The organism is Antarcticirhabdus aurantiaca, from assembly GCF_009765365.1.
Taxonomy (GTDB): Bacteria; Pseudomonadota; Alphaproteobacteria; order Rhizobiales; family Rhizobiaceae; genus Antarcticirhabdus; species Antarcticirhabdus aurantiaca.
In genome coordinates this window covers 271791-291447 of record NZ_VTOM01000005.1, presented here as the reverse complement: position 1 = coordinate 291447, position 19657 = coordinate 271791, and the positions used below count along the sequence as shown (strand labels likewise).

The 19657-nt window shown below is 70.0% G+C and carries 21 protein-coding genes; 10 read left to right on the top strand and 11 right to left on the bottom strand.

Features of this window, described 5'->3' with window-relative positions; genetic code table 11:
* Position 1: 1 nt before the first annotated feature.
* The 3 genes from hisS to FZN60_RS08360 all read right to left on the bottom strand — a co-directional run bounded on the left by hisS (position 2) and on the right by FZN60_RS08360 (position 2512).
* Positions 2–1498, bottom strand: coding sequence for a histidine--tRNA ligase (gene hisS, locus FZN60_RS08370; protein ID WP_158873010.1), 1497 nt, complete (start codon positions 1496–1498; stop codon positions 2–4).
* Between the two features lie 126 nt (positions 1499–1624).
* A complete protein-coding gene (locus FZN60_RS08365; protein ID WP_158873009.1) occupies positions 1625–2266 on the bottom strand; it encodes a DNA-3-methyladenine glycosylase I in 642 nt (213 codons plus the stop codon).
* A 51-nt stretch (positions 2267–2317) separates the two neighbouring features.
* Positions 2318–2512: a hypothetical protein gene (locus tag FZN60_RS08360; RefSeq protein WP_158873008.1), complete on the bottom strand. Its 195-nt coding sequence runs from the start codon at positions 2510–2512 to the stop codon at positions 2318–2320.
* 486 nt (positions 2513–2998) lie between these two features.
* Between FZN60_RS08360 and FZN60_RS08355 the strand changes: the two genes are divergently transcribed.
* Positions 2999–3883, top strand: coding sequence for a L,D-transpeptidase (locus FZN60_RS08355; protein ID WP_158873007.1), 885 nt, complete (start codon positions 2999–3001; stop codon positions 3881–3883).
* 191 nt (positions 3884–4074) lie between these two features.
* On the top strand, positions 4075–4794 hold the full coding sequence (locus FZN60_RS08350; RefSeq protein WP_158873006.1) for a L,D-transpeptidase: 720 nt from the start codon (positions 4075–4077) through the stop codon (positions 4792–4794).
* Positions 4795–4804: 10 nt separating this feature from the next.
* Here the strand turns inward: FZN60_RS08350 and glcF are convergent, their stop codons facing one another.
* The 6 genes from glcF to FZN60_RS08320 are packed head-to-tail and all read right to left on the bottom strand — an operon-like array spanning position 4805 to position 10135.
* On the bottom strand, positions 4805–6154 hold the full coding sequence (gene glcF, locus FZN60_RS08345; protein ID WP_158873005.1) for a glycolate oxidase subunit GlcF: 1350 nt from the start codon (positions 6152–6154) through the stop codon (positions 4805–4807).
* A gap of 31 nt (positions 6155–6185) precedes the next feature.
* On the bottom strand, positions 6186–6518 hold the full coding sequence (locus tag FZN60_RS29270) for a hypothetical protein (protein ID WP_369413034.1): 333 nt from the start codon (positions 6516–6518) through the stop codon (positions 6186–6188).
* Positions 6519–6541: 23 nt separating this feature from the next.
* Positions 6542–6757, bottom strand: coding sequence for a DUF433 domain-containing protein (locus FZN60_RS08335; RefSeq protein WP_158873003.1), 216 nt, complete (start codon positions 6755–6757; stop codon positions 6542–6544).
* A gap of 27 nt (positions 6758–6784) precedes the next feature.
* On the bottom strand, positions 6785–8029 hold the full coding sequence (glcE, locus tag FZN60_RS08330; protein WP_158873002.1) for a glycolate oxidase subunit GlcE: 1245 nt from the start codon (positions 8027–8029) through the stop codon (positions 6785–6787).
* Positions 8026–8625, bottom strand: a complete 600-nt coding sequence (locus FZN60_RS08325) for a Uma2 family endonuclease (RefSeq protein WP_210253411.1) — start codon at positions 8623–8625, stop codon at positions 8026–8028. The genes glcE and FZN60_RS08325 overlap by 4 nt, the downstream gene beginning before the upstream one ends.
* A gap of 16 nt (positions 8626–8641) precedes the next feature.
* Entirely contained in the window at positions 8642–10135 is a 1494-nt protein-coding gene (locus tag FZN60_RS08320; RefSeq protein ID WP_158873000.1) for an FAD-linked oxidase C-terminal domain-containing protein, read from the bottom strand.
* 117 nt (positions 10136–10252) lie between these two features.
* On the opposite strand from FZN60_RS08320, the gene FZN60_RS08315 reads away from it, so the two are divergent.
* Genes FZN60_RS08315 through FZN60_RS08305 form a run of 3 tightly spaced genes read left to right on the top strand, consistent with a single transcriptional unit; the run spans position 10253 to position 12101 of the window.
* Complete coding sequence (locus tag FZN60_RS08315; protein ID WP_158872999.1) at positions 10253–10780, top strand: O-acetyl-ADP-ribose deacetylase; 528 nt, start codon at positions 10253–10255, stop codon at positions 10778–10780.
* Between the two features lie 46 nt (positions 10781–10826).
* Positions 10827–11840, top strand: coding sequence for a phosphatase PAP2 family protein (locus tag FZN60_RS08310; RefSeq protein ID WP_158872998.1), 1014 nt, complete (start codon positions 10827–10829; stop codon positions 11838–11840).
* Positions 11841–11879: 39 nt separating this feature from the next.
* A complete protein-coding gene (locus tag FZN60_RS08305) occupies positions 11880–12101 on the top strand; it encodes a hypothetical protein (RefSeq protein ID WP_158872997.1) in 222 nt (73 codons plus the stop codon).
* A 52-nt stretch (positions 12102–12153) separates the two neighbouring features.
* Here FZN60_RS08305 and FZN60_RS08300 read toward each other — a convergent pair whose 3' ends face one another.
* Positions 12154–12951 (bottom strand): SDR family NAD(P)-dependent oxidoreductase, encoded by a 798-nt coding sequence (locus FZN60_RS08300; RefSeq protein WP_158872996.1) that lies wholly within the window; start codon positions 12949–12951, stop codon positions 12154–12156.
* A gap of 96 nt (positions 12952–13047) precedes the next feature.
* On the opposite strand from FZN60_RS08300, the gene FZN60_RS08295 reads away from it, so the two are divergent.
* From FZN60_RS08295 to FZN60_RS08280, 4 genes are all read left to right on the top strand, one after another.
* Positions 13048–13788 (top strand): 16S rRNA (uracil(1498)-N(3))-methyltransferase, encoded by a 741-nt coding sequence (locus tag FZN60_RS08295; protein ID WP_158872995.1) that lies wholly within the window; start codon positions 13048–13050, stop codon positions 13786–13788.
* A 157-nt stretch (positions 13789–13945) separates the two neighbouring features.
* Positions 13946–15319 carry a glutamate--cysteine ligase gene (locus tag FZN60_RS08290; protein ID WP_158872994.1) on the top strand — a complete coding sequence of 458 codons (1374 nt, stop codon included), beginning with the start codon at positions 13946–13948 and terminating at the stop codon, positions 15317–15319.
* A gap of 137 nt (positions 15320–15456) precedes the next feature.
* Positions 15457–16488, top strand: a complete 1032-nt coding sequence (locus FZN60_RS08285) for a hypothetical protein (RefSeq protein WP_158872993.1) — start codon at positions 15457–15459, stop codon at positions 16486–16488.
* Positions 16489–16690: 202 nt separating this feature from the next.
* Positions 16691–18031: a hemolysin family protein gene (locus FZN60_RS08280; RefSeq protein ID WP_158872992.1), complete on the top strand. Its 1341-nt coding sequence runs from the start codon at positions 16691–16693 to the stop codon at positions 18029–18031.
* A 142-nt stretch (positions 18032–18173) separates the two neighbouring features.
* Here the strand turns inward: FZN60_RS08280 and FZN60_RS08275 are convergent, their stop codons facing one another.
* Positions 18174–18449: a DUF1127 domain-containing protein gene (locus FZN60_RS08275; RefSeq protein WP_158872991.1), complete on the bottom strand. Its 276-nt coding sequence runs from the start codon at positions 18447–18449 to the stop codon at positions 18174–18176.
* Positions 18450–18643: 194 nt separating this feature from the next.
* Between FZN60_RS08275 and FZN60_RS08270 the strand changes: the two genes are divergently transcribed.
* Positions 18644–19603 carry a LysR family transcriptional regulator gene (locus FZN60_RS08270; RefSeq protein WP_158872990.1) on the top strand — a complete coding sequence of 320 codons (960 nt, stop codon included), beginning with the start codon at positions 18644–18646 and terminating at the stop codon, positions 19601–19603.
* Positions 19604–19657 lie beyond the last annotated feature (54 nt).

The window sequence follows — 19657 nt, the reverse complement described above, 5'->3', positions numbered from 1 at the left end:
CTCATCCCGCCGCGCGGCGGCGATCGAGGATCGCGGCCACGGCGGAGACGAGCTCGGCTTCCGGCACGGAATCCTGGCCGGCGCGCATCGCCCGCCACTCGGCATTGTCCTCGACGCCCTCCGAGGCCTCGCGGCCGAGCGCCATGTCCTTGACCTGGACGACACCCGCCGCCTTCTCGTCGCCGCCCTGGATGATCACCACGGGCGCGCCGCGCCGGTCGGCATATTGCAGTTGCTTGCCGAACTGCTTCGGATTGCCCTGGAAGACCTCCACGGGCACGACGGGACGGCCGGGCGCGTTCAGCGCGGCGCGCAACTCGGCGGCCATGCGCTGGTAGTCGGCCATGCGGTCGCGATCCATGACGGTGACGACCACCGGCCCCGGCGCCTCGTCCGCGGCGCCGAGCCGCCCGAGGTTCTTCAGCGCGGTCTGGAGCCGCGACACGCCGATGGAGAAGCCGGTGGCGGGCACCGGCGTCGCGAGGAAGCGCGACACGAGCCCGTCATAGCGCCCGCCCCCGCCCACCGAGCCGAAGCGCACGACCTCGCCCTTTTCGTTGGTGACGTCGAAGAGCAGCTCGGCCTCGAAGACGGGGCCGGTATAGTATTCGAGCCCGCGCACGACGGAGGGGTCGATGCGGATGCGCTCGGTGCCGTAGCCGGCCGTCCGGCAGAAGGCCTCGATGTCCGTCAGTTCGCGCAGCCCCTCGTCGACGCCTGCATGGCCGGCGAAGGCGCCGGACACGCCGGCGAGACCGTCCGCCTCGAAGATGGCGAGCACGCGCTCGATGCTGTCCGCCGGCAGCTCGGCGCCCTTGGTGAAGTCGCCGCTCTCGTCCTTGCGGCCCGCGCCCAGAAGCAGGCGCACGCCGTCCGCACCGAACTTGTCGAACTTGTCGAGGGCGCGCAGCACGGTCAGGCGGCGCGGCTGGTCGCCTTCGAGGCTGATCGCGTCGAGGATGCCGTCCAGGACCTTGCGGTCGTTGACGCGCACGACGTACTGGCCCCGCTCGATGCCGAGCGCTTCCATCGTGTCGGCCATCATCATGGCCATTTCGGCGTCGGCCGACACGTTCGGCGCGCCGACGATGTCGGCGTCGAACTGCATGAACTGGCGGAAGCGCCCCGGCCCGGGCTTCTCGTTGCGGAAGACATAGCCCGCCCGGTAGGAGCGGTAGGGCTTGGGCAGGGTCTCGAAGTTCTCCGCGACGTAGCGGGCGAGCGGCGCCGTCAGGTCGTAGCGCAAGGACAGCCAGCTCTCGTCGTCGTCCTGCAGCGAGAAGACGCCCTCGTTCGGCCGGTCGCTGTCGGGCAGGAACTTGCCGAGCGCGTCCGTGTATTCGAAGAACGGCGTCTCGACCGGCTCGAAGCCGTAGGTCTCGTAGGTGCGGCGGATCGTGTCGAGCATCCGCGCCTGCGCCCGAAGATCCTGGGGCTCGCGGTCGACGAAGCCGCGCGGCAGCCGCGCCTTCACGCGTGTGGGCTTTTTGGAAGCCATCGGTTCGGTCGTATCCGTGAATCGTGGGAGGTGCACGGGGGAGCCGTGCATTTTGCACGGGGTCCTAGACGATCACCCGATGAGCGGCAAGTTTGGCGCCCTCACGGAACCGTCTCGCGATCTTTCCTACTTCGGCACCTCGAATGCCGCCCGGGCGGATTCGGCCTCGGCGCGCGCCGCGCAGCCCTCCATATGGTCGTCGACGAGCCCGGTGCCCTGCATCAGCGCGTAGGCGGTGGTCGGGCCGACGAAGGTGAAGCCCTCGCGCTTCAGCGCCTTGGACAAGCGGGTCGAGGCCGGCGTCGCCGGGTTCTCGCGCAGCCAGGCGAGCGTGACCGCCTCCGGGCGCTCCCCCGGCTCGGGCGCGAAGGACCACAGGAAGGCGGCGAAGGAGCGCCCCGTCCGCTCGCGCAGGGCCGCCGCACGGCGGGCGTTGTTCAGCGTCGAGACGATCTTGCCGCGGTGGCGCACGATGCCGGGATCGCCGAGCAGGCGCTCGACGTCCGCCTCGCCCATGGCGGCGACGGCCTCGATCCGGAAATCGGCGAAGGCGCGGCGAAAGTTCTCGCGCTTCCTGAGAATCGTCGCCCAGGACAGGCCCGACTGGAAGCCTTCGAGGCACAGCTTCTCGAACAAGCGGTCGTCGTCCGCAACGGGGCGGCCCCATTCGCGGTCGTGGTAGTGGCGATAAGCGGGGTCGGTGCCGCACCAGAAGCAGCGCGCCACACCGTCCTCGCCGCGAAGAAGGCCGTCGGTCGTCTCGTTCATGCGCGGCAGGATCGCAGGCCCGTCGCGCCCGGACAAGCCGACGCGTCGCGCTCAGGCGTCCTGGCCGGGCCGCTCGCCGCAGCGCCACTTCGACACGAACCACTTGGGATGCGTGCCGACCCATTCGGCGGCGACGTGGCCGCCGAAAAGGGCGCATTGCATGACCGAGCCCTGGAAGGCGATGGGCTCGGGGCGGCACTCCGCCGGCTGGCTGTTGAGGCAGACGATCAGCGTCATGGCGATCATGGGAGGGTTCCGGACAGGCCGCGCCGAACCGCGGCAGGTGGGACACGATCGCCGCGCAAGGCAAGCGCGAGGCGGCGGCCTGCACGCGCCCGGATCGGACAAGAAGCGCGTGGCCGGCGCGGGCTCTCGATCTCGCGCGCCCTCCCAAAGCGCGCGATCCGCCGGCGGCATCAGTGAACCATCGAATGCTGCGCTGCACAAGACAGTAACCGCTCGGGCCCTGCTTCCACTCACCATCGCCCTTCCCTAAGGTCAAATGCGGCGTGATCAGATCGGCGGCACCCCTCCCGGCTCGATACCGACGCTTAACCCTCCTCGCAAAGTCGGGATTAACCTCAACGGAAAGTCGCTGGGGCAATCGCGGCCGATTAACCCTGCGGGCGCTCCTTGCAGCGCATTCTTGCCCTCGACGGTGCCGGTTCACGCCTTGCGGCGGCGCGACCGGCGGGCCGCCTTCGCCACACGCCTTCTTCGAGGATATCCGCCATGCTCCAGCGCACGCTCAACCTCGCGGCGGCAGCCTTCGCCTTCGCTGCCGCGCTCGGCGTCGCATCCCTGCCCGCCGTCGGCCAGAGCCGCTATTCCGAGCGCCCGCCGGTCGAGCTCGATCCCGACCTGGCAGCCGAGTGGATCCTGCAGCTGTCGCCCGGCAGCGGCGTCGTACCGGGCTATGTGCGGCCGGACCTGGCGCGCCGCGCCACCGCGGCCCCTGCTCCGGCCGCATCCGGCGTCGTTCTCGGCCGCGCCGCGCCGCGGGCCATTTACGGTCAGCCGGCTGTGCGCCGGGCGCCGGCCGGCTTCGAAGCCGTCTACGGCGCGACCGCACGGCCGAACGTCGGCACCGCGCGCCGCCAGGCCTCGCTTGCCGCCGCCCCTGCCGCCGCGACACGCGACGTCGCGCCCCGCCCGGATTTCGACCCGAAGTTCCTGCCGCAGACCGTCGCCTATGACGGTGGCCATGCGCCCGGCACGATCGTCGTCGATACGCGCAACAAGTTCCTCTACCTCGTCGAGGAGGGCGGCCAGGCGCGCCGCTACGGCGTGGGCGTCGGCAAGGAAGGCTTCGGCTGGAACGGCACGCAGCGCATCTCGCGGAAAGCCGAATGGCCGACCTGGACGCCGCCGGCCGAGATGCGCGCCCGCGAGCGCCGGAAGGGCCGCGAGCTGCCGGTTCGCATGGACGGCGGCCCGGAAAACCCGCTCGGCGCGCGCGCCCTGTATCTCGGCTCGACGCTCTACCGGATCCACGGCACCAACCAGCCCTGGACGATCGGCCGGTCGGTCTCGTCCGGCTGCATCCGCATGCGCAACGAGGACGTCATGGACCTCTACGACCGCGTGGGCGTGGGCGCCAAGGTGATCGTGTCCTGACGGCAATCCGGCACCGCCCGGCAACACCCCGCCGACAAAGCGGGACGTGAAGGCCGGCCGCGACGCCGCGGATGCTTGCTTTCGCCCCGCCCGGCGGCATCCTCGCGGCGATGCCGGATCCGTGTCTCGTTCCCATCACCCCTTCGGCGCGCCGCGCGGCGCGTTCCCAACCACCACGGAGATCCGTCCGCATGATCCTCAGTCGCCGCATCGCCGCCCTTGCCGGCCTGGTTCTTCTCGGCTTCGGCCTCGCCGCGCCCGGCGCGTCCGCCCAGGAGCGCCGCTACAACCACGCCGAAGGGCGCTGGGAAACGATCCAGCCCGGTCAGCGCCGCGCGACGCAGGGCCAGCGCCTGCCCGCGCCCGAGTTCCGCCGCGTCCAGGTCGGCTTCGAAACGCGCGAGGCGCCCGGCACGATCATCATCGACACCGAGCGTCGCTACCTGTTCTTCGTGGAGCCCGGCGGCACGGCGACGCGCTACGGGGTCGGCGTCGGCAAGGAAGGCTTCGGCTTTTCCGGCAACGTGAAGGTCGCCCGCAAGGCCGAATGGCCGGGCTGGACGCCGCCGGCGCAGATGCGGATCCGCGAGCGCGCCAAGGGCCGCGAGCTGCCGGCCTACATGGAAGGCGGCCCGCAGAACCCGCTGGGCGCGCGCGCCATGTACCTCTACCGCGGCGGGCGCGACACGCTGTTCCGCATCCACGGCACCAACCAGCCCTGGACCATCGGCCAGCGCATGTCGTCGGGCTGCATCCGCATGACCAACGAGGACGTCAGCCACCTCTACGAGCGCGTGGGTGTTGGCGCCAAGGTCGTGGTGATCGGGCCGGACGGACGCGGGCGGAGCGCGATCTACGCCGACGCCGCGCCCCGGCGCGGCGGCATCCTGTCGGGCCTCTTCGGCAGCTGACCGATCGCCCTCACTCGGCGGGGGCGAGGGATGCCGCCGAGTGAGCTTTCGGGACGATGCCGGCGAGCCGCGCCGGCTTCTCGCCGCCGAAAGCCCAGTCGAGAAGTTCGGCCGTGTGGACCACCGGCAGCGCGGTCCCCGAGCCGATCTGCGTCATGCAGCCGATATTGCCGGTGGCGACGAGCTGCGGCCTGATGCTCTCGATGTTGGCGACCTTGCGGTCGCGCAGCCGCCCCGCGATCTCGGGCTGGAGGATGTTGTAGGTCCCGGCCGAACCGCAGCAGATGTGCCCTTCCGGCACGTCGCGCACGGTGAAGCCGGCCTGCGCCAGAAGCGTCTTCGGCGCGGCCGTGATGCGCTGCCCGTGCTGCATCGAGCAGGCGGAGTGGTAGGCAACGACGAGGTCGGTCTGCGCGGCGTTGGCCGGCAGCGGCAGGTCGAGCGTCGAGAGATATTCGGTGACGTCCTTGGCGAGCAGCGACACCCGCGCCGCCTTGGCGGCATAGGCCGGGTCGAGCCGCAGCATATGTCCGTAGTCCTTGATCGTCGTGCCGCAGCCGGAGGCGGTGATGACGATCGCGTCGAGACCGCCCTCGTCGGCGGCCTTGGCCCAAACGTCGACGTTGCGCCGGGCGAAGTCGAGCGCTTCTTCGTCGCGCCCCATGTGGTGGACGAGCGCGCCGCAGCACCCCTCCCCCGCCGGCCGCACCACCTCGACGCCGAGACGGTTGAGGAGCCGCACCGTCGCGGCGTTGATGCCGGGATCGAGGACGCTCTGCGCGCAGCCCGTGAGAAGCGCGACCCGGCCGCGGCGCGGGCCGCTCGCCGGCGATGTTTCCGGCAGCGCATCCGGCACCGGCAGAGCGGCGGGGGCGAGGCGCAGCATCGCCGCGAGCGGGCGCAGGGGCTTCATCCGGTCGAGGAGGCCGGCGAAGGGCCGGCCGAGCCGCGCCAGCGTCAGGCTCGCGCGGAAGCGCCTGGGATGCGGCAGGACGCGGGCAAGAACGGCGCGGATCAGCCGGTCCGGAAGCGGCCTGGTGTAGGTCCGCTCGATATGGGCGCGGGCATGATCGACGAGGTGCATGTAGTTCACGCCGGAGGGGCAGGTCGTCATGCAGGACAGGCAGGAGAGGCAGCGGTCGATGTGCGTGACGGTCTTCTCGTCGGCCGGCCGGTCGTTCTCCAGCATCTCCTTGATGAGGTAGATGCGCCCGCGCGGGGAGTCGAGCTCGTTGCCGAGCGTCACGTAGGTCGGACAGGTCGCCGTGCAGAAGCCGCAATGCACGCACTTGCGGATGATGCCGGCGGAATGCGCGTTGTCGGGATTTTCGAGCTGGGCGGGCGTGAAGGCGGTCTGCATGGGCGTGGCCGGGTTCGACCTTTCGGAAGCGTTAGAGTGGCTTACGCGGCGGATTGGGCAGGCTGCCCTCGCGCCCGAGAACGGCATAGCGGCCGGGTTCGAGGCGGGGCAGGCGGTCGGCGATTTCGTCGAGCCTGCGGAGGACCGCCCTTCGATCCAGCGAAGGCACGATCAGGATCGCGATGGCCTGTCCCGACAGGGGGCGCTGGAACGGCATGTTGCGATCCTGCGTGACAAGGATCGTAAAGCCTGCCTGCATGGCAGCATCAATGAGATCGCGATCCGACAAGCTCTTCCATTCGTCGGGAAAGGCATGTGCGTCGACGCCGCGGTCCCGAAGAAGGCGGCTTAATCGTTGCGGCACCCCCTCGTCGAGGAGGACGCGCCTCACGCGGCGTCGCGATGCAGCGATTGCTGCGCCAGCCTGATGGCCGCTTCGGCGCGATCACGGCCGATCGAGGGAAAGTCTTCGAGAATCTCATCCAAGGTCGAGCCCCCGAGCAGGCTCTCGAACAAGACGTCTACCGGCACCCGCGTTCCCTTGAACACCAGGGCGCCGCTGACGACCTCCGGGTTCTGGTCGAAGAGTTCGCTCTCGTTCATCGATCGTCTCCCTTCTGCATTGCCATCCTAACCCATCCGCCCCGGATTGAGGATGCCTGCCGGATCGAACTGGTCCTTCAAGCGCTTGGACAAGCGCGCTAGGGCGTCCGCCTGCGGCTCGAAGACGGGAACGTTCGCCCGGGCCACCTCGCTTGCCCGGATCAGCGTCGCGTGGCCGCCGCCGTGGCGGCCCAGGGCTTGGCGGACGAGATCCGCCTCCGGCTGGCCGGCCTCCATGCGCAGCCAGACGAGGCCGCCCTGCCAGTCGTAGAAGGCGTCGATGGCGGCGGCCATGCGCAGGTCCATCACCAGCTCGTGGCCGCGGGTCGGCGCGACCGAGAGGCGCCAGACCGGCTTGTCCGTGCCGTCGGCGAAGGGGCGCACATCCCGCACGTCGCGCCAGAGCGCACGAGACGCCTCGCCCTCCAGCCGCTCCAGCCGGCCGACGCGCGACAGGCCGGCGGAGAGATGGGCGGCGCGCGCCTCGACGGAGGGGCCAAAGCCCTCGATGCGGATCAGCGTCGCCGACTCGCGCCCGAGCGAGCCCTCCGCGACGCGCGCCGCGACGGCGTAGGGCAGGTGCGCGGCGCCCGAGACCTCGGCAGACGAGCCCATGGCGGCCGCCATGGCGCCGGCCGCCGCGTCGTCGGCGAGGCCCCGCAGCACCAGCGTCGCCTCCGCCTCGACGTCGGGCATGACCTTCATGATGATGCTCGTCATCACCGCGAGCGTGCCGAACGAGCCGGCGAGCCCCTTGGACAGGTCGTAGCCCGTGACGTTCTTGACCACCCGCCCGCCGGCGCGGAACACCTCGCCCCGGCCCGACACGGCGGTGACACCGAGCACGTGGTCGCGCGCCGCGCCGCGGGCGATGCGACGCGGTCCGGCGAGGTTGCAGGCGAGAACGCCGCCGATCGTGCCGAGACCCGGCGCCTCGCCGTAGAGCGGCCCGAGATCCATCGGCTCGAATTCGAGCCGCTGGCGATGGGCGGCCAGAAGCGCCTCGATTTCCGCGATCGGCGTGCCGGCGCGGGCGGAGAGCACCAGCTCCTCCGGCTCGTAGAGCGTGACGCCCCGGCATTCGGCGAGCGACAGGCGCCGGGCATTGGCGAGCCCCCCCGACGGCTTGCCGAGCCCGCGCTTGGAGCCCGCGCCCTCGATAAGCAGCGGCGCCTCGTCGGCGACGGCCGCCCGGACGATGTCGCGCACGCCGTCCTCGTCGGCGGGACGAAACGTTTCGGCGGCTGCGGGGCTCTCGGCGAGAGCGCTCACGAGACGCCGGTTCCGCGGTAAACCTCGGAAAGGGCGCAGGAAAAGCCGAACTCGGGAAGTTCGATTCGGTCGGCGGCCGAGCGATACACCCGGCCCTGCCAGTCGGCCGAGCGCGACCAGACCTCGCAGCACATCTCGTTCTGCCGAAGGATCAGGATGTGCTGGCAGAAGGGCGACTCAGCGTAGAGCTGACGCTTGCGGCTGATCATCTCGTGCGTGTTCGAGGGTGAGAGAACCTCCGCCACGAGATGGAACTCGGAAAAGTACTGCTGGTCTCCAAGGTCGAAGGGTAGGACCACTAGGTCGGCTACCGGGCGAAAGTCCGGGCGCCCCTCGATCATGAGACCCAGCTCTCGGATCGCGTCCCAGCCCGGATGATGCTCGGCGAGCGCGTCGTTCAGCAGCCGCTCCAGATTGGCAGCAATGCGTTGGTGGCGCCCGCTGGGCGGGTTCATCATCAAAAGCGGCTCCCCGTCGATCAGTTGCCAGCGCTCGGTGTCCGGCCGGTCGCGCGTCATGTCGAGAAAGGCCTCGGCCGACAATCGACCGCTCGACCGATCGAATGCCTGCGAGGAAGGCTGTCGCAGCGTGCTCATCGCGTGCCTTCTCCCATCAGAACCGCGGCAGGTCGGGGAACGGGACCTGCCCGCGGTGGACGTGCATGCGGCCGAGCTCGGCGCAGCGGTGGAGGACGGGGAACATCTTGCCGGGGTTGAGGAGGTGCTTGTCGTCGAAGGCGCACTTCACCCGCTGCTGGTGGCGAAGGTCGTCCTCCGAGAACATCTCCGGCATCAGGTCGCGCTTCTCGACGCCGACGCCGTGCTCGCCGGTGAGAACCCCGCCGACCTCGACGCAGAGGCGCAGGATGTCGTTTCCGAAGGCCTCGGCGCGCTCCAGCTCGTCGTCCTTGGCCGCGTCGTAGAGGATCAGCGGGTGGAGGTTGCCGTCGCCGGCGTGGAAGACGTTGGCGACCGCCAGGCCGTGGCGCTCGGACAGCGCGCGCATGCCGGCGAGCACCCGCGGCAGTTCCTTGCGCGGGATCGTCCCGTCCATGCAGAGATAGTCCGGCGAGATGCGCCCGACCGCCGGGAAGGCGGCCTTGCGTCCTGCCCAGAAGCGGGCGCGCTCCTCCTCCGACTGCGACACCTTGGCGGTCACGGCCCCTTCCGCGGCCGCGATCCCTTCGACCACGGCAAGAAGATGATCGACCTCCGCCTTCGGGCCGTCGAGCTCGACGATCAGCAGCGCCTCGACGTCGAGCGGATAGCCGGCATGGACGAAGGCCTCGGCCGCGTGAATCGCCGGCCGGTCCATCATCTCCATGCCGCCGGGAATGATGCCCTGGCCGATAATGGCGGCGACGCAGGCGCCCGCCTGCTCGGAGGTCGGGAAGCCGAGAAGCAGAGCGCGCGCCGTTTCCGGCTTCTGGAGGATGCGCACGGTCACCTCGGTGACGACGCCCAGAAGCCCTTCCGAGCCGGTCAGCAGACCGAGAAGGTCGTAGCCTTCCGAGTCGAGATGCTTGCCGCCGAGGCGGATCACCTCGCCCTCGATGGTCACGAACTCGACGCCGAGGACGTTGTTGGCCGTGAGGCCGTATTTCAGGCAGTGGACGCCGCCCGAATTCTCCGCGACGTTGCCGCCGATCGAGCAGGCGATCTGCGAGGAGGGATCGGGGGCGTAGTAGAAGCCCTGGTGCTCCACGGCCTTGGTGATGCCGAGGTTCGTGACCCCGGGCTGGACCACCGCGCAGCGGTTGTCGATGTCGATCTCGAGGATCCGGTTGAAGCGGGACAGGACGAGGAGCACGCCGTCGGCGAGCGGCAGCGCGCCGCCCGACAGGGAGGTGCCCGAGCCGCGCGGCACGACGGGAATGTCGTTGGCGTGGCAGTAGCGCAGCACCGCGGCGACCTGGGCCGTGGTCTGCGGCAGGACGGCCGCGAGCGGCACCTGCCGGTAGGCGGTGAGACCGTCGGTTTCGAAGGGCTTCAGCTCCGTCGCGTCGGCGACCACCCCTTCGCCCGGCACGATGCGGCGCAGAGCCTCGACGATCTCGCGGCGGCGCGCGAGAATCGCCCCATTCGGCGCGGGCATCCGGACGCTCATGGCGGCGCTCCCTTGAAAACAACCACTTGGCCCCGAAGGTAAGCGGTCCATCTGCCATCGTCCACCGGAGGCGCGAACGGGCCTCCTCCTTCTTTCCTCCATGCCGGAGCATCGGCCATGGCAGACCACGCGAATCGAATCGCCGTCGTGACGGGCGACATCACGCGGCTCGACGTCGACGCGATCGTCAACGCGGCGAACGAGAGCCTGCTCGGCGGCGGCGGAGTGGACGGAGCCATCCACCGCGCAGCCGGGCCGGACCTCCTTGCAGAATGCCGCGGGATCGGCGGCTGTCCGACCGGCGAAGCGCGGCTGACGGGCGGCTACCGCCTGCCCGCGCGCCACGTCGTCCACACCGTCGGCCCGGTCTGGCGCGGCGGCACGGCCGGCGAGGACGTCGCACTCGCCTCGGCCTATCGCGCCTCATTCGCGCTGGCGGCCGAGAACGGCATCCGCACGATCGCGTTTCCTGCCATTTCGACCGGCATCTACGGCTTCCCGAAGGAGCGCGCGGCGCGGATCGCGATCGATGAAGGCCGCCGCGCGGCGGCGACCGGCGCCTTCGATCGAATTCTCTTCTGCTGCTTCAGCGAGGCCGACGCCTCGATCCACGAGCGCGTGCTCCAGCAGATGCCGGGCGGGTGACGCCCCGGCAACGAGATGGCAATCCATGCGTGGTAGGGTTCGGTCCATGCCGCCAGCCGTCCGACAATTTGCTCCCGAACGCTTCAATTTCCGTTTTGCCGAGAGCTTCGTTCTCACGGCGACGCTGGCGATCCTCGTCGCTTGCGTCTTCGCCAGTTACCTGTTTCCGGCCCGCGTCGACGTCGCGGCTTTCCTTCCGAGACTTCTTCTCGTCGCCGGCACCTTCATGGCGGGGCTCGTTTATCGCCTGACCGGCCGGAGCGAGCGCCTCGCATCCGGTTTGATCGCAACGGCTCTGATGCTGGCCTTCAGCCTCGCGCTCGCGACCTACAACCACATCATCCTTCCTCCTGCTGGGCCGCTCATCGACCCGGTTCTGTTTCGATTCGGCGAGCTGATCGGCTACAGCTGGCCGGAGCTGGTCGGATGGGGCGCGCGTCACGCCACCATGTCGGCCGCACTGGCTGCCGTCTACCAGTCGAGCCTTCCGCAACTCGCCATCCTCCTCGTCCTGCTCGCCCTAGCCGGCCGGCCGATGGAGCTCGACCGCATGCTGATGACGCTGGTCATCGCTGCGACCGCGACCGTCTTCATCTGGAGCTTGTTCCCCTCGGTCGGTCCGTCGGCCTTCGAGGCCCTGCCGCAGGATGTGGAGAAGGCGGCGTCCGTGGTGCTGGGGAGCGCCGAGGGGGAGCGTCTGCGCTCGTTCATGGCTCATGGCCCGGACCGGATCGCGCCGGACACGATGACCGGCTTGATCGGCTTTCCTTCCTTCCACACGGTTCTCGCTCTTCTCTGCATCCGCTTCGCCTGGAGTCTCTCGGCCCTGCGCTGGCCCTTCCTTGCGATCAATCTGGCGATGCTGCCGGCAACGCTTCTCCATGGCGCGCACCACGCGGCCGACCTGCTCGGTGGCGCAGCGGTCTTCCTTCTCGCGCTTCGAGCGACCGAATACCTGATCCGGCTCGACGCGTCGGGCCGATGGGGAGAACGCGCTCCCGCATCGGCTCGAACCGAAGAACCGTTGCGGCTCGGAACACCGTCATCGAGCGCTCGTTGACGTCCTGAACCGGCCATTGCCGGCAAGGAGAATGTCCCGATGTCCGACGTTTCACAGAACCCTCTCGATCCGAAGGCAGCGGCAGCCCGAAAGCCCGACGAGGCCGAGCGCACCGCCGGCTTCATCGCCGAAGACCGCCGCACGCCCGGTGACCAGGAGCGGCCGCTGACCGACGAGGAGCGCCTCGACGAAGCCGTGGACGAGACCTTCCCGGCTTCCGATCCGATCGCGGCGAGTCGGATCGACGGCCCGAACAACTGACGAGAGGACGAGGGCGCTCGATGGAGCGCCCCCTTCCAGATTCGCCGGCCGCCTAGTTCCCCACGGCCTGCACGGAGCCGCCGTCGACGCGGTAGTTGGCGCCGTTGGTGAAGGAAGCGCGTTCGGAGACGAGAAGCGCGATGACGGCGGCGACCTCGTCGGCGCGGCCGCGGCGCTTCTGGACGATGCCGGGCCGCTCCTCGTCGAGGAAGCTTTCGATCGCTTCCTCGAAGGAGACGCCCTTCTCCTTCGCACGCTTCTTCATCATCTCATCGGTCATGTCGGTGGCGATGAAGGCGGGCGCCACCGTGTTGCACAGGATGCCGTCGGCTGCCGCCTTGTAGGACAGGCCCTTCACGAAGGCGGCGAGCGCGGCCTTGGCGGTGTTGTAGGTCGCCTCCTCCCAATAGGGCTGGATGGCGTTCTCCGAGGTGACGCAGACGAAGCGGCCCCAGCCGCCGCGCTTCATGTGCGGGAAGGCCGCGCGGGCGAAGCGCACGGCCGACAGGAAGTCGTTCTGATAGGCCTCCTGGTAGTTGTCGTCGGTCATCTCCAGCGGGTCGCCCTTGGCCCCCGTGATGCCGGAGGTGTGGACGAGGATGTCGAGCGTGCCGAATCGCTTCACCGCTTCGGCCACCACCGCGTCGACCTCGGGCTGCTTCGTCGCGTCGGCGCCGAGGGCGATCGCATCGCCGCCGAGATCGGCAGCCTCGGCCTCGATGCCGGAGACGTCCTTGTCGGTGAGAACGAGGCGGCAGCCCTCGGCCGCCAGGATCTTCGCCGTTTCCCACCCCATGCCGCCGGACGCGCCGGTGATCAGCGCGACGCGCCCCTTGATGCCCAGATCCATGGATGCTGTCCGTTCCTTGCCAAGCGATCGTTCGCGTGGGAACGACGCGGCGGCCGATCCGGTTCGGCCGCAGAAGCGAGACATGACGCGCCGCCCATGCCCGATTACGAGTTCCGCATGAACCGCCTCTTCGTCGAAGGCCCGATCGAAGCGGAACGGCCGATCGAGGCCGACCCCGTCCAGACGAACTATCTCGGCAACGTCCTGCGCCTCGATGCCGGCGCCATGGTGCTCGTCTTCGATGGGCGGAGCGGCGAGTGGCGGGCGCGGGTGGAACGCCCGTCCAAGCGCCGGATCGAGCTCGTGCCGCAGGAGCGGCTGCGCGAGCAGACGCAGGCATCCGATCTCCACTACCTCTTCGCCCCGCTCAAGCACGCCCGCCTCGACTACATGGTGCAGAAGGCCGTGGAGATGGGCGCCGGCGTCCTGCGCCCGGTGATGACGCAGCACACCCAGGCAAGCCGGGTGAACGTCGAGCGCATGCGCGCCAACGCCATCGAGGCGGCCGAACAGTGCGGCATCCTGTCCGTGCCCGAGGCGCGCGAGCCCGAGCCGCTCGCGAAGGTGCTGGCAAACTGGGACCCTGCCCGGCGCCTCGTCTTCTGCGACGAGCGGGCGGCGGGCGAGAACCCGGTGGATGCGCTGCGCGCCCTCCCCCCGGCACCGCTCGCGCTCCTGATCGGACCGGAAGGCGGCTTTTCGGCCGACGAGCGGGACGCGCTACTCGGCCGGCCCTTCGTCACGCCCCTGTCGCTCGGCCCCCGCATTCTCAGGGCCGATACGGCGGCCGTCGCCGCGCTCGCGGTGCTCCAGGCCGCGGCCGGCGACTGGCGCTGACGGGACGGGGGCGCGTCGTTCGGCGCGCTGGCCGGATCGTTCACCGATCATATCTTGCAGGATCGCCCGGTTTCGTCGGAAACAGCGGCGATCGATCCAACGCCGCGCGTCCGCTTGTTCGAGGGCGCTGCGGCCTTTCGCATGCGGAACAGGTGCCATGGCGCGCGACACGTCCGATTCCACGCCCCTCGCTTCGGTCGAGGACATGGTCGCCCACATCCGGGCCGGCGAGAAGCCGCCCGAGCGCTTCCGCATCGGCACCGAGCACGAGAAGTTTCCCTTCTACGTCGAAGACCTGTCGCCGGTGCCCTATGCGGGTCCGCGCGGCATCGAGCAGCTCCTGGAGGGCATGCGCAAGCTGTCGGGCTGGGAGGCGATCCTCGACGACGGGCGCATCATCGGCCTCTTCGGCGAGGAGGGGCAGGGCGCGATCTCGCTGGAACCGGGCGGCCAGTTCGAGCTGTCGGGCGCGCCGCTGGAGACGATCCACGACACCTGCCGCGAATCGAACCGCCACCTCGCCGACGTGCGCTCGGTCGCCAAGGATCTCGGCATCGGCTTTCTCGGCATGGGATCGAGCCCGCTCTGGCGCCTCGACGAAACGCCGCGCATGCCCAAGTCGCGCTACGAGATCATGGCCCGCTACATGCCGAAGGTCGGCACGCGCGGGCTCGACATGATGTTCCGCACCTGCACCATCCAGGTGAACCTCGACTTCTCGAGCGAAGCCGACATGGCGCGCAAGATGCGGATCGGGCAGTGCCTGCAGCCGGTCGCCTCGGCGCTCTTCGCCAACTCGCCCTTCACCGACGGCGCGCCCAACGGCGAGCAGTCCTGGCGCTCCGGCGTCTGGCTCGACGTCGACAACAACCGCTCGGGGCTGCTGCCCGCGGCCTTCGAGCCGGGCTACACCTATCGCGACTACGTCGAATGGGCGCTCGACGTGCCGATGTACTTCGTCACCCGCGAAGGGCGCTACCACGACGCCACCACCGTCACCTTCCGCCAGTTCTGCGACGGCGCGCTGGAAGGTCGCCTGCCGGACGCCCGTCCGAATCTCGGCGACTGGACCAACCACCTCTCGACGCTCTTTCCGGACGTTCGCCTCAAGCGCTTCCTCGAGATGCGCGGCGCGGACGGCGGCCCCTGGCGGGGCATCTGCGCCTTGCCGGCCTATTGGGTCGGCCTCCTCTACGACGAGACCGCGCTCGGCGAGGCCGACGCGCTCACCGTCGGCTGGACCTTCGAAGAGGTCGACGCCTTGCGCTCCGCCGTGCCGAAGCTCGGCCTCGACGCGCCGTTCCGCGGCGGGCGCATCCTCGACGTCGCGCGCGCGACCCTCGAGATCGCGCGCGGCGGCCTGAAGCGGCGCGCGCGCCTCAACGAGGACGGTGACGACGAGACCCATTTTCTCGCGCCTTTGGAGGAGGTTGCGGCCCGCGGCACCACCGCGGCGAGCACGCTCCTGCGCCTCTACGAGGAGCAGTGGAACCGCTCGATGGAACGCGTGTTCAAGCACCTGACCTATTGAGCGCGGAAGGACCGGTGAGTGCCACCGGCCGGATTAACCGTGCGATACGGGTTGGCAGAGGCGGCCGAACGGGTCATTCTGGCGCCGGAGCGGGTCCGCCGACCGTTTCCAACTCGCCGGGCGGACCGGATGGGGTGATGACTGATTTCTACGATTGGCTGACGGCCGCCGACACGGGGCTGACGGCAGACCGCCTCGCCGAGAGCTTCCGCCTCAGCCACGAGGAATTGCGGCGCGCGACGGAAGCGCTGGCACCGGCCTTCACGGAGGCGCTGCGGCACGCCATGACCGATCCGGGCGCGATGAGCGCCCTTGCCGCGAGCTTCGCTCCCTTCGCCGATCCCCGCGCCTTCGGACTCGGCGAGAACCGGGCGGGCGACGCCGCCTGGTCGCTGGCCGCGCAGCTCCTCGGCCCTCCCGAGCGCACCGCCTCGCTGGCGCGTCGCGCCTCGCTCGCCAGCGGGATCGCGCCCGACACGATGCAGCGGCTCATGGCGAGCCTGTCCGTGCTCACCATGGAAACGGTGACGCGCATGCTTCTCGCCAACATCGCGCGCCACCAGCCGGCCCTGCCCGACACGTCGAACTACGGCGCGGCCATGGCCGAGTCGCTGCGGCGCGGCGCCAACGCCGTCGAGGCGCTCAACCGCCCGTCGCAGGAGTTCGGCACCCGCAAGGCCCCCGCGCCGATGGGGGGCATCGACCTTCAGGCGCTGTTTCGCGACGCGCTGACCGGGCGTCTGCCCTGGCTGCCGCCGATGGCCGAGCCCGCAGCGCCGGCGCAGCGACCCGCCTCCGCTCCCGCCTCCAGCGGAGCCGCGCCCGGGTCCGGCACGGGCCAAGCGGGCGCCGGGTTCGATCCCTTCCTGCCGTTCGCCGCCATGATGGCGGCCTTCGCCCGCGGAATGGGCGCGGCCGCCGCGCAGCTTCCGGCATCCCAGACGCCGCCCATGGCGCCGGCGCCCGAAGTCCCCGAGGCGCCGCCCGCGCCGCGCGCGGAGGCGGCGCCCGGTGGCGAGCCGGCCGGATCCGCGGATCCCGGCTTTTCCGCGCTGTGGGAAAGCGGGCGCCGCATGCAGGACGACTACATCAACGAGATGACGGCCCTGTTCAGCCGCTACCATCCGGCCCCTCGCGAGGGTGGAGAGGGCGGCGGGCAGGCGTCATGACTCGTTTGAAGCGGCGGCGTCGCCGCCGCGCGCGCCTCGCGGCCGCGGCATCGCCCGCCGGCCCTCCTCCCGCCTCGCCCGGTCTCCGAGGGGCGCCGCCCCGCCGGCGGCCTCCGCATAGCCCCTTCGACCTCGCGCCCGCCGCCGCGCCCGACCCGGGCCGGCGGAACGGGCTTCCCTGCCCTTCTCCTTCGGTGATCCCGTGCTTCTGACGAACGCCCTGATCGTCTTCTTCCTGATCCTCGTGAACGGCTACTTCGCCATGTCGGAGCTGGCGCTGGTCTCCTCCCGCCGCTCCCGCCTCGCGCAGATGCAGAAGGAAGGCCGACGGGGCGCGACGAGCGCCCTCAACCTTCTCGAAGATCCCACGACCTTCCTGTCCACCGTCCAGGTCGGCATCACCCTCGTCGGCATCTTCTCCGGCGCCTATGGCGGCCAGGCCTTCGCCGGCCCGCTCGCCGACGTCATCGAGAATGCCGGCCTCGCCCCGGTCGGCACCGCCGACACCTTCGCCTTCATCGTCATCGTCATCGGCATCACCTACCTCTCGCTGATCTTCGGCGAGCTGGTTCCCAAGCGCTTCGCCATGCGCCGGGCCGAGGCCATCGCCTGCTTCGTGGCGCCCGTGATGACGGTGATCGCCAAGGTCGGCGCCCCGATCGTCTGGCTCCTGCGCGTGTCCACCGAGGCGGTGTCGAAGCTCGTCGGCGTCGGCGGCAAGGGCGAGGAGGGCGTGACCGAAGAGGACGTCAAGGCCATGATCGCGGAGGGCACGGAGAGCGGCGTCTTCGAGCCCAAGGAGCGGCAGATGCTGGAAGGCGTGCTGCGCATCGCCGACCGGACGGTGCGCTCGATCATGGTGCCGCGCCCCGACACCGTGTGGCTCGATCTCGGCGACCCGGCGTCCGAAACGCTGGAGGAGATCGTCACGACGGGGCATTCGCGCTTTCCGGTTATCGACCGGGAAACCGACGACGTCGTCGGCGTCGTCCAGGTGAAGGATCTCCTGGAGCAGCAGCGGCGCACCGGCGCGATCGACCTCGCGGCGGCCATGCGCGAGCCGCTCTACGTGCACGAGACCCTGCCGATCCTGAAGCTCCTGGAGCGCTTCCGCACCTCCAACATCCACATGGCCGTGGTGCTCGACGAATACGGCTCCTTCGAAGGCGTCGCGACCCCGACCGACATCCTCATCGCCATCGCCGGCTCGCTGCCGGAGGGCCATGCCGACGACGAGGTCGACGCCCATCGCCGCGAGGACGGCTCCTGGCTGGTGGACGCCGCCCTGCCGGTGGACGACGTCGCCCACCTCGTGCCGGGCATCGAGTTCCCCTTGAAGCGCGACTACACGACGCTCGCCGGCTACGTCCTGGAGCGGCTCGGCCACATTCCGGAGGTCGGGGAAAGCTTCCATTCGGGCGATTGGAAGATCGAGGTCATCGACCTCGACGGTCGGCGCATCGACAAGCTGCTCCTGATCCCGCCCCGCGACGGGACGGCCGACCCGGCCGAGCAGAAGGAAGAAAGCGGCACGGGGATCTGAGAAGAGGCCGGGGAGCGGGCAGAGCGCGCGTCCGCGCCGGGCATCTGGCTTGCGCCCTCGCAGACCGGGAACAACATCGAAAACGGAAACGGGGGCCGATCGAGCCCCCGTTTCACCTGCGCCGGTTCAAGATGCGGTTCCGTCAGGAGGCGATCCTCCTCCGCCTCCGGGCGGCGGCGACCGAGACGGCGACGCTCGGGTCCTCGCGCCAGTCGGAGGCGAGCGCGGAATGGACGTCGTCGCGGGTGAGGCCGACATCCTTCAGGAGGTAGTCCGGCATCTCGTCGAGCTGGTAGAGCGCGCGGCGGTTCATCACGGCCCGCACGAGCATCAGCACCGACTGGACGGCGAGGCCGGCCATGCCGGTGGCGACGGGCTCGGTTCTGGTGACCGAGGGGATGCGAGTGGTGAGGGTCATGGCCTTGCTCCTTCATGTCCTGGCCGGTCGGAAGGCACGCCTCTCCCATTCGCCCGAAGCGCCGCCTCGGGGCGGTTTCGGGCGTCGGGTCGACGCGGGCTGTTCCTGACGAGGAGGAAGGTAGCGGGCCTCTATCAATCAGACCAACGAATGTTTATGATGTCGTCCATCAACGCAAGTGATGAATGGAAAGCATGACCGCGCCGCTCGACCTCGACCAGCTCCGCACCTTCGTCGCCATCGTTGACACGGGATCCTTCACCCGGGCGGCGGAAGAGGTGTTCAAGACGCAGTCGGCCGTGTCGATGCAGATGCGGCGCCTCGAGGAGCGGCTCGGCGCCTGCCTGTTCGAGCGCAACGGACGCGCGATGCGGCTCACCGACGAGGGCGGCCGCCTCCTCGCCTATGCCCGACGCATGATGGCGCTCTCGCAGGAAACCCTGCTCGCCTTCGACGAGGGCGCCATGCAGGGGCACCTGCGGATCGGCCTGCCGGACGACTATGCCGAGCGCTTCCTGCCGGAGATCCTCGCCCGCTTCGCGCGCTCCAACCCGCTCGTCGAGCTCCACGTCGTCTGCGAGCCGACGGCCAATCTCCTGGAGCACATCGAGAAGAACCGCCTCGACGTCTCGCTCGTCACCGACTGCGCCGAAACGGCCACCATGACGAAGGAGATCGTGCGCACCGAGCCGCTGCACTTCGTCTCCTCCGCCGCCCACGACATCCACAACGAGGACGTCCTGCCGCTCGCCCTCGGCCGGGCCGACTGTGCCTGGCGCGTCGAGGGGCTGAAGGCGCTCGACACGATCGGCCGGCGCCACCGCGTGCTCTTCACCTCCTGGGCGGCGCAGACCATCATCTCGGCTGTCCTGGCGGGCCTCGCGGTCGGGGTTCTCGCGGAATGCTCGCTGAGGCGCGGCATGCGCGTGCTCGGCGAGGCCGATGGCTTCCCGAAGCTCGACGACGCCCGCATCGGCATCGTCAAGAACCGCAACGCCGAGGGGCCGATCGTCTCCGCCCTCGTCGAGCACATGCGCGAAAGCCTTCACAATCTGCCGCCGGCCGAGGCCCAGGCCAAGCCCTCGCATCTGCCCGAGACCCGCGCGATCCGCTCGCAGCGCCTGCGCCCGAGCATGAGCGTCGCCGGCTGGTAGGCCAAGGCGCGCGATTTCGCGGTGGACTGCGGCCCTTTGGGCCTTGCGTTTCCC

Excerpts from the sequence above, each read along its gene's own strand:
- hisS (WP_158873010.1), bottom strand. The coding sequence starts at position 1,498 with ATGGCTTCCAAAAAGCCCACACGCGTGAAGGCGCGGCTGCCGCGCGGC.
- FZN60_RS08365 (WP_158873009.1), bottom strand. The coding sequence starts at position 2,266 with ATGAACGAGACGACCGACGGCCTTCTTCGCGGCGAGGACGGTGTGGCG.
- FZN60_RS08360 (WP_158873008.1), bottom strand. The coding sequence starts at position 2,512 with ATGATCGCCATGACGCTGATCGTCTGCCTCAACAGCCAGCCGGCGGAG.
- FZN60_RS08355 (WP_158873007.1), top strand. The coding sequence starts at position 2,999 with ATGCTCCAGCGCACGCTCAACCTCGCGGCGGCAGCCTTCGCCTTCGCT.
- FZN60_RS08350 (WP_158873006.1), top strand. The coding sequence starts at position 4,075 with ATGATCCTCAGTCGCCGCATCGCCGCCCTTGCCGGCCTGGTTCTTCTC.
- glcF (WP_158873005.1), bottom strand. The coding sequence starts at position 6,154 with ATGCAGACCGCCTTCACGCCCGCCCAGCTCGAAAATCCCGACAACGCG.
- FZN60_RS08335 (WP_158873003.1), bottom strand. The coding sequence starts at position 6,757 with ATGAACGAGAGCGAACTCTTCGACCAGAACCCGGAGGTCGTCAGCGGC.
- FZN60_RS08325 (WP_210253411.1), bottom strand. The coding sequence starts at position 8,625 with ATGAGCACGCTGCGACAGCCTTCCTCGCAGGCATTCGATCGGTCGAGC.
- FZN60_RS08320 (WP_158873000.1), bottom strand. The coding sequence starts at position 10,135 with ATGAGCGTCCGGATGCCCGCGCCGAATGGGGCGATTCTCGCGCGCCGC.
- FZN60_RS08315 (WP_158872999.1), top strand. The coding sequence starts at position 10,253 with ATGGCAGACCACGCGAATCGAATCGCCGTCGTGACGGGCGACATCACG.
- FZN60_RS08310 (WP_158872998.1), top strand. The coding sequence starts at position 10,827 with ATGCCGCCAGCCGTCCGACAATTTGCTCCCGAACGCTTCAATTTCCGT.
- FZN60_RS08305 (WP_158872997.1), top strand. The coding sequence starts at position 11,880 with ATGTCCGACGTTTCACAGAACCCTCTCGATCCGAAGGCAGCGGCAGCC.
- FZN60_RS08300 (WP_158872996.1), bottom strand. The coding sequence starts at position 12,951 with ATGGATCTGGGCATCAAGGGGCGCGTCGCGCTGATCACCGGCGCGTCC.
- FZN60_RS08295 (WP_158872995.1), top strand. The coding sequence starts at position 13,048 with ATGCCCGATTACGAGTTCCGCATGAACCGCCTCTTCGTCGAAGGCCCG.
- FZN60_RS08290 (WP_158872994.1), top strand. The coding sequence starts at position 13,946 with ATGGCGCGCGACACGTCCGATTCCACGCCCCTCGCTTCGGTCGAGGAC.
- FZN60_RS08285 (WP_158872993.1), top strand. The coding sequence starts at position 15,457 with ATGACTGATTTCTACGATTGGCTGACGGCCGCCGACACGGGGCTGACG.
- FZN60_RS08275 (WP_158872991.1), bottom strand. The coding sequence starts at position 18,449 with ATGACCCTCACCACTCGCATCCCCTCGGTCACCAGAACCGAGCCCGTC.
- FZN60_RS08270 (WP_158872990.1), top strand. The coding sequence starts at position 18,644 with ATGACCGCGCCGCTCGACCTCGACCAGCTCCGCACCTTCGTCGCCATC.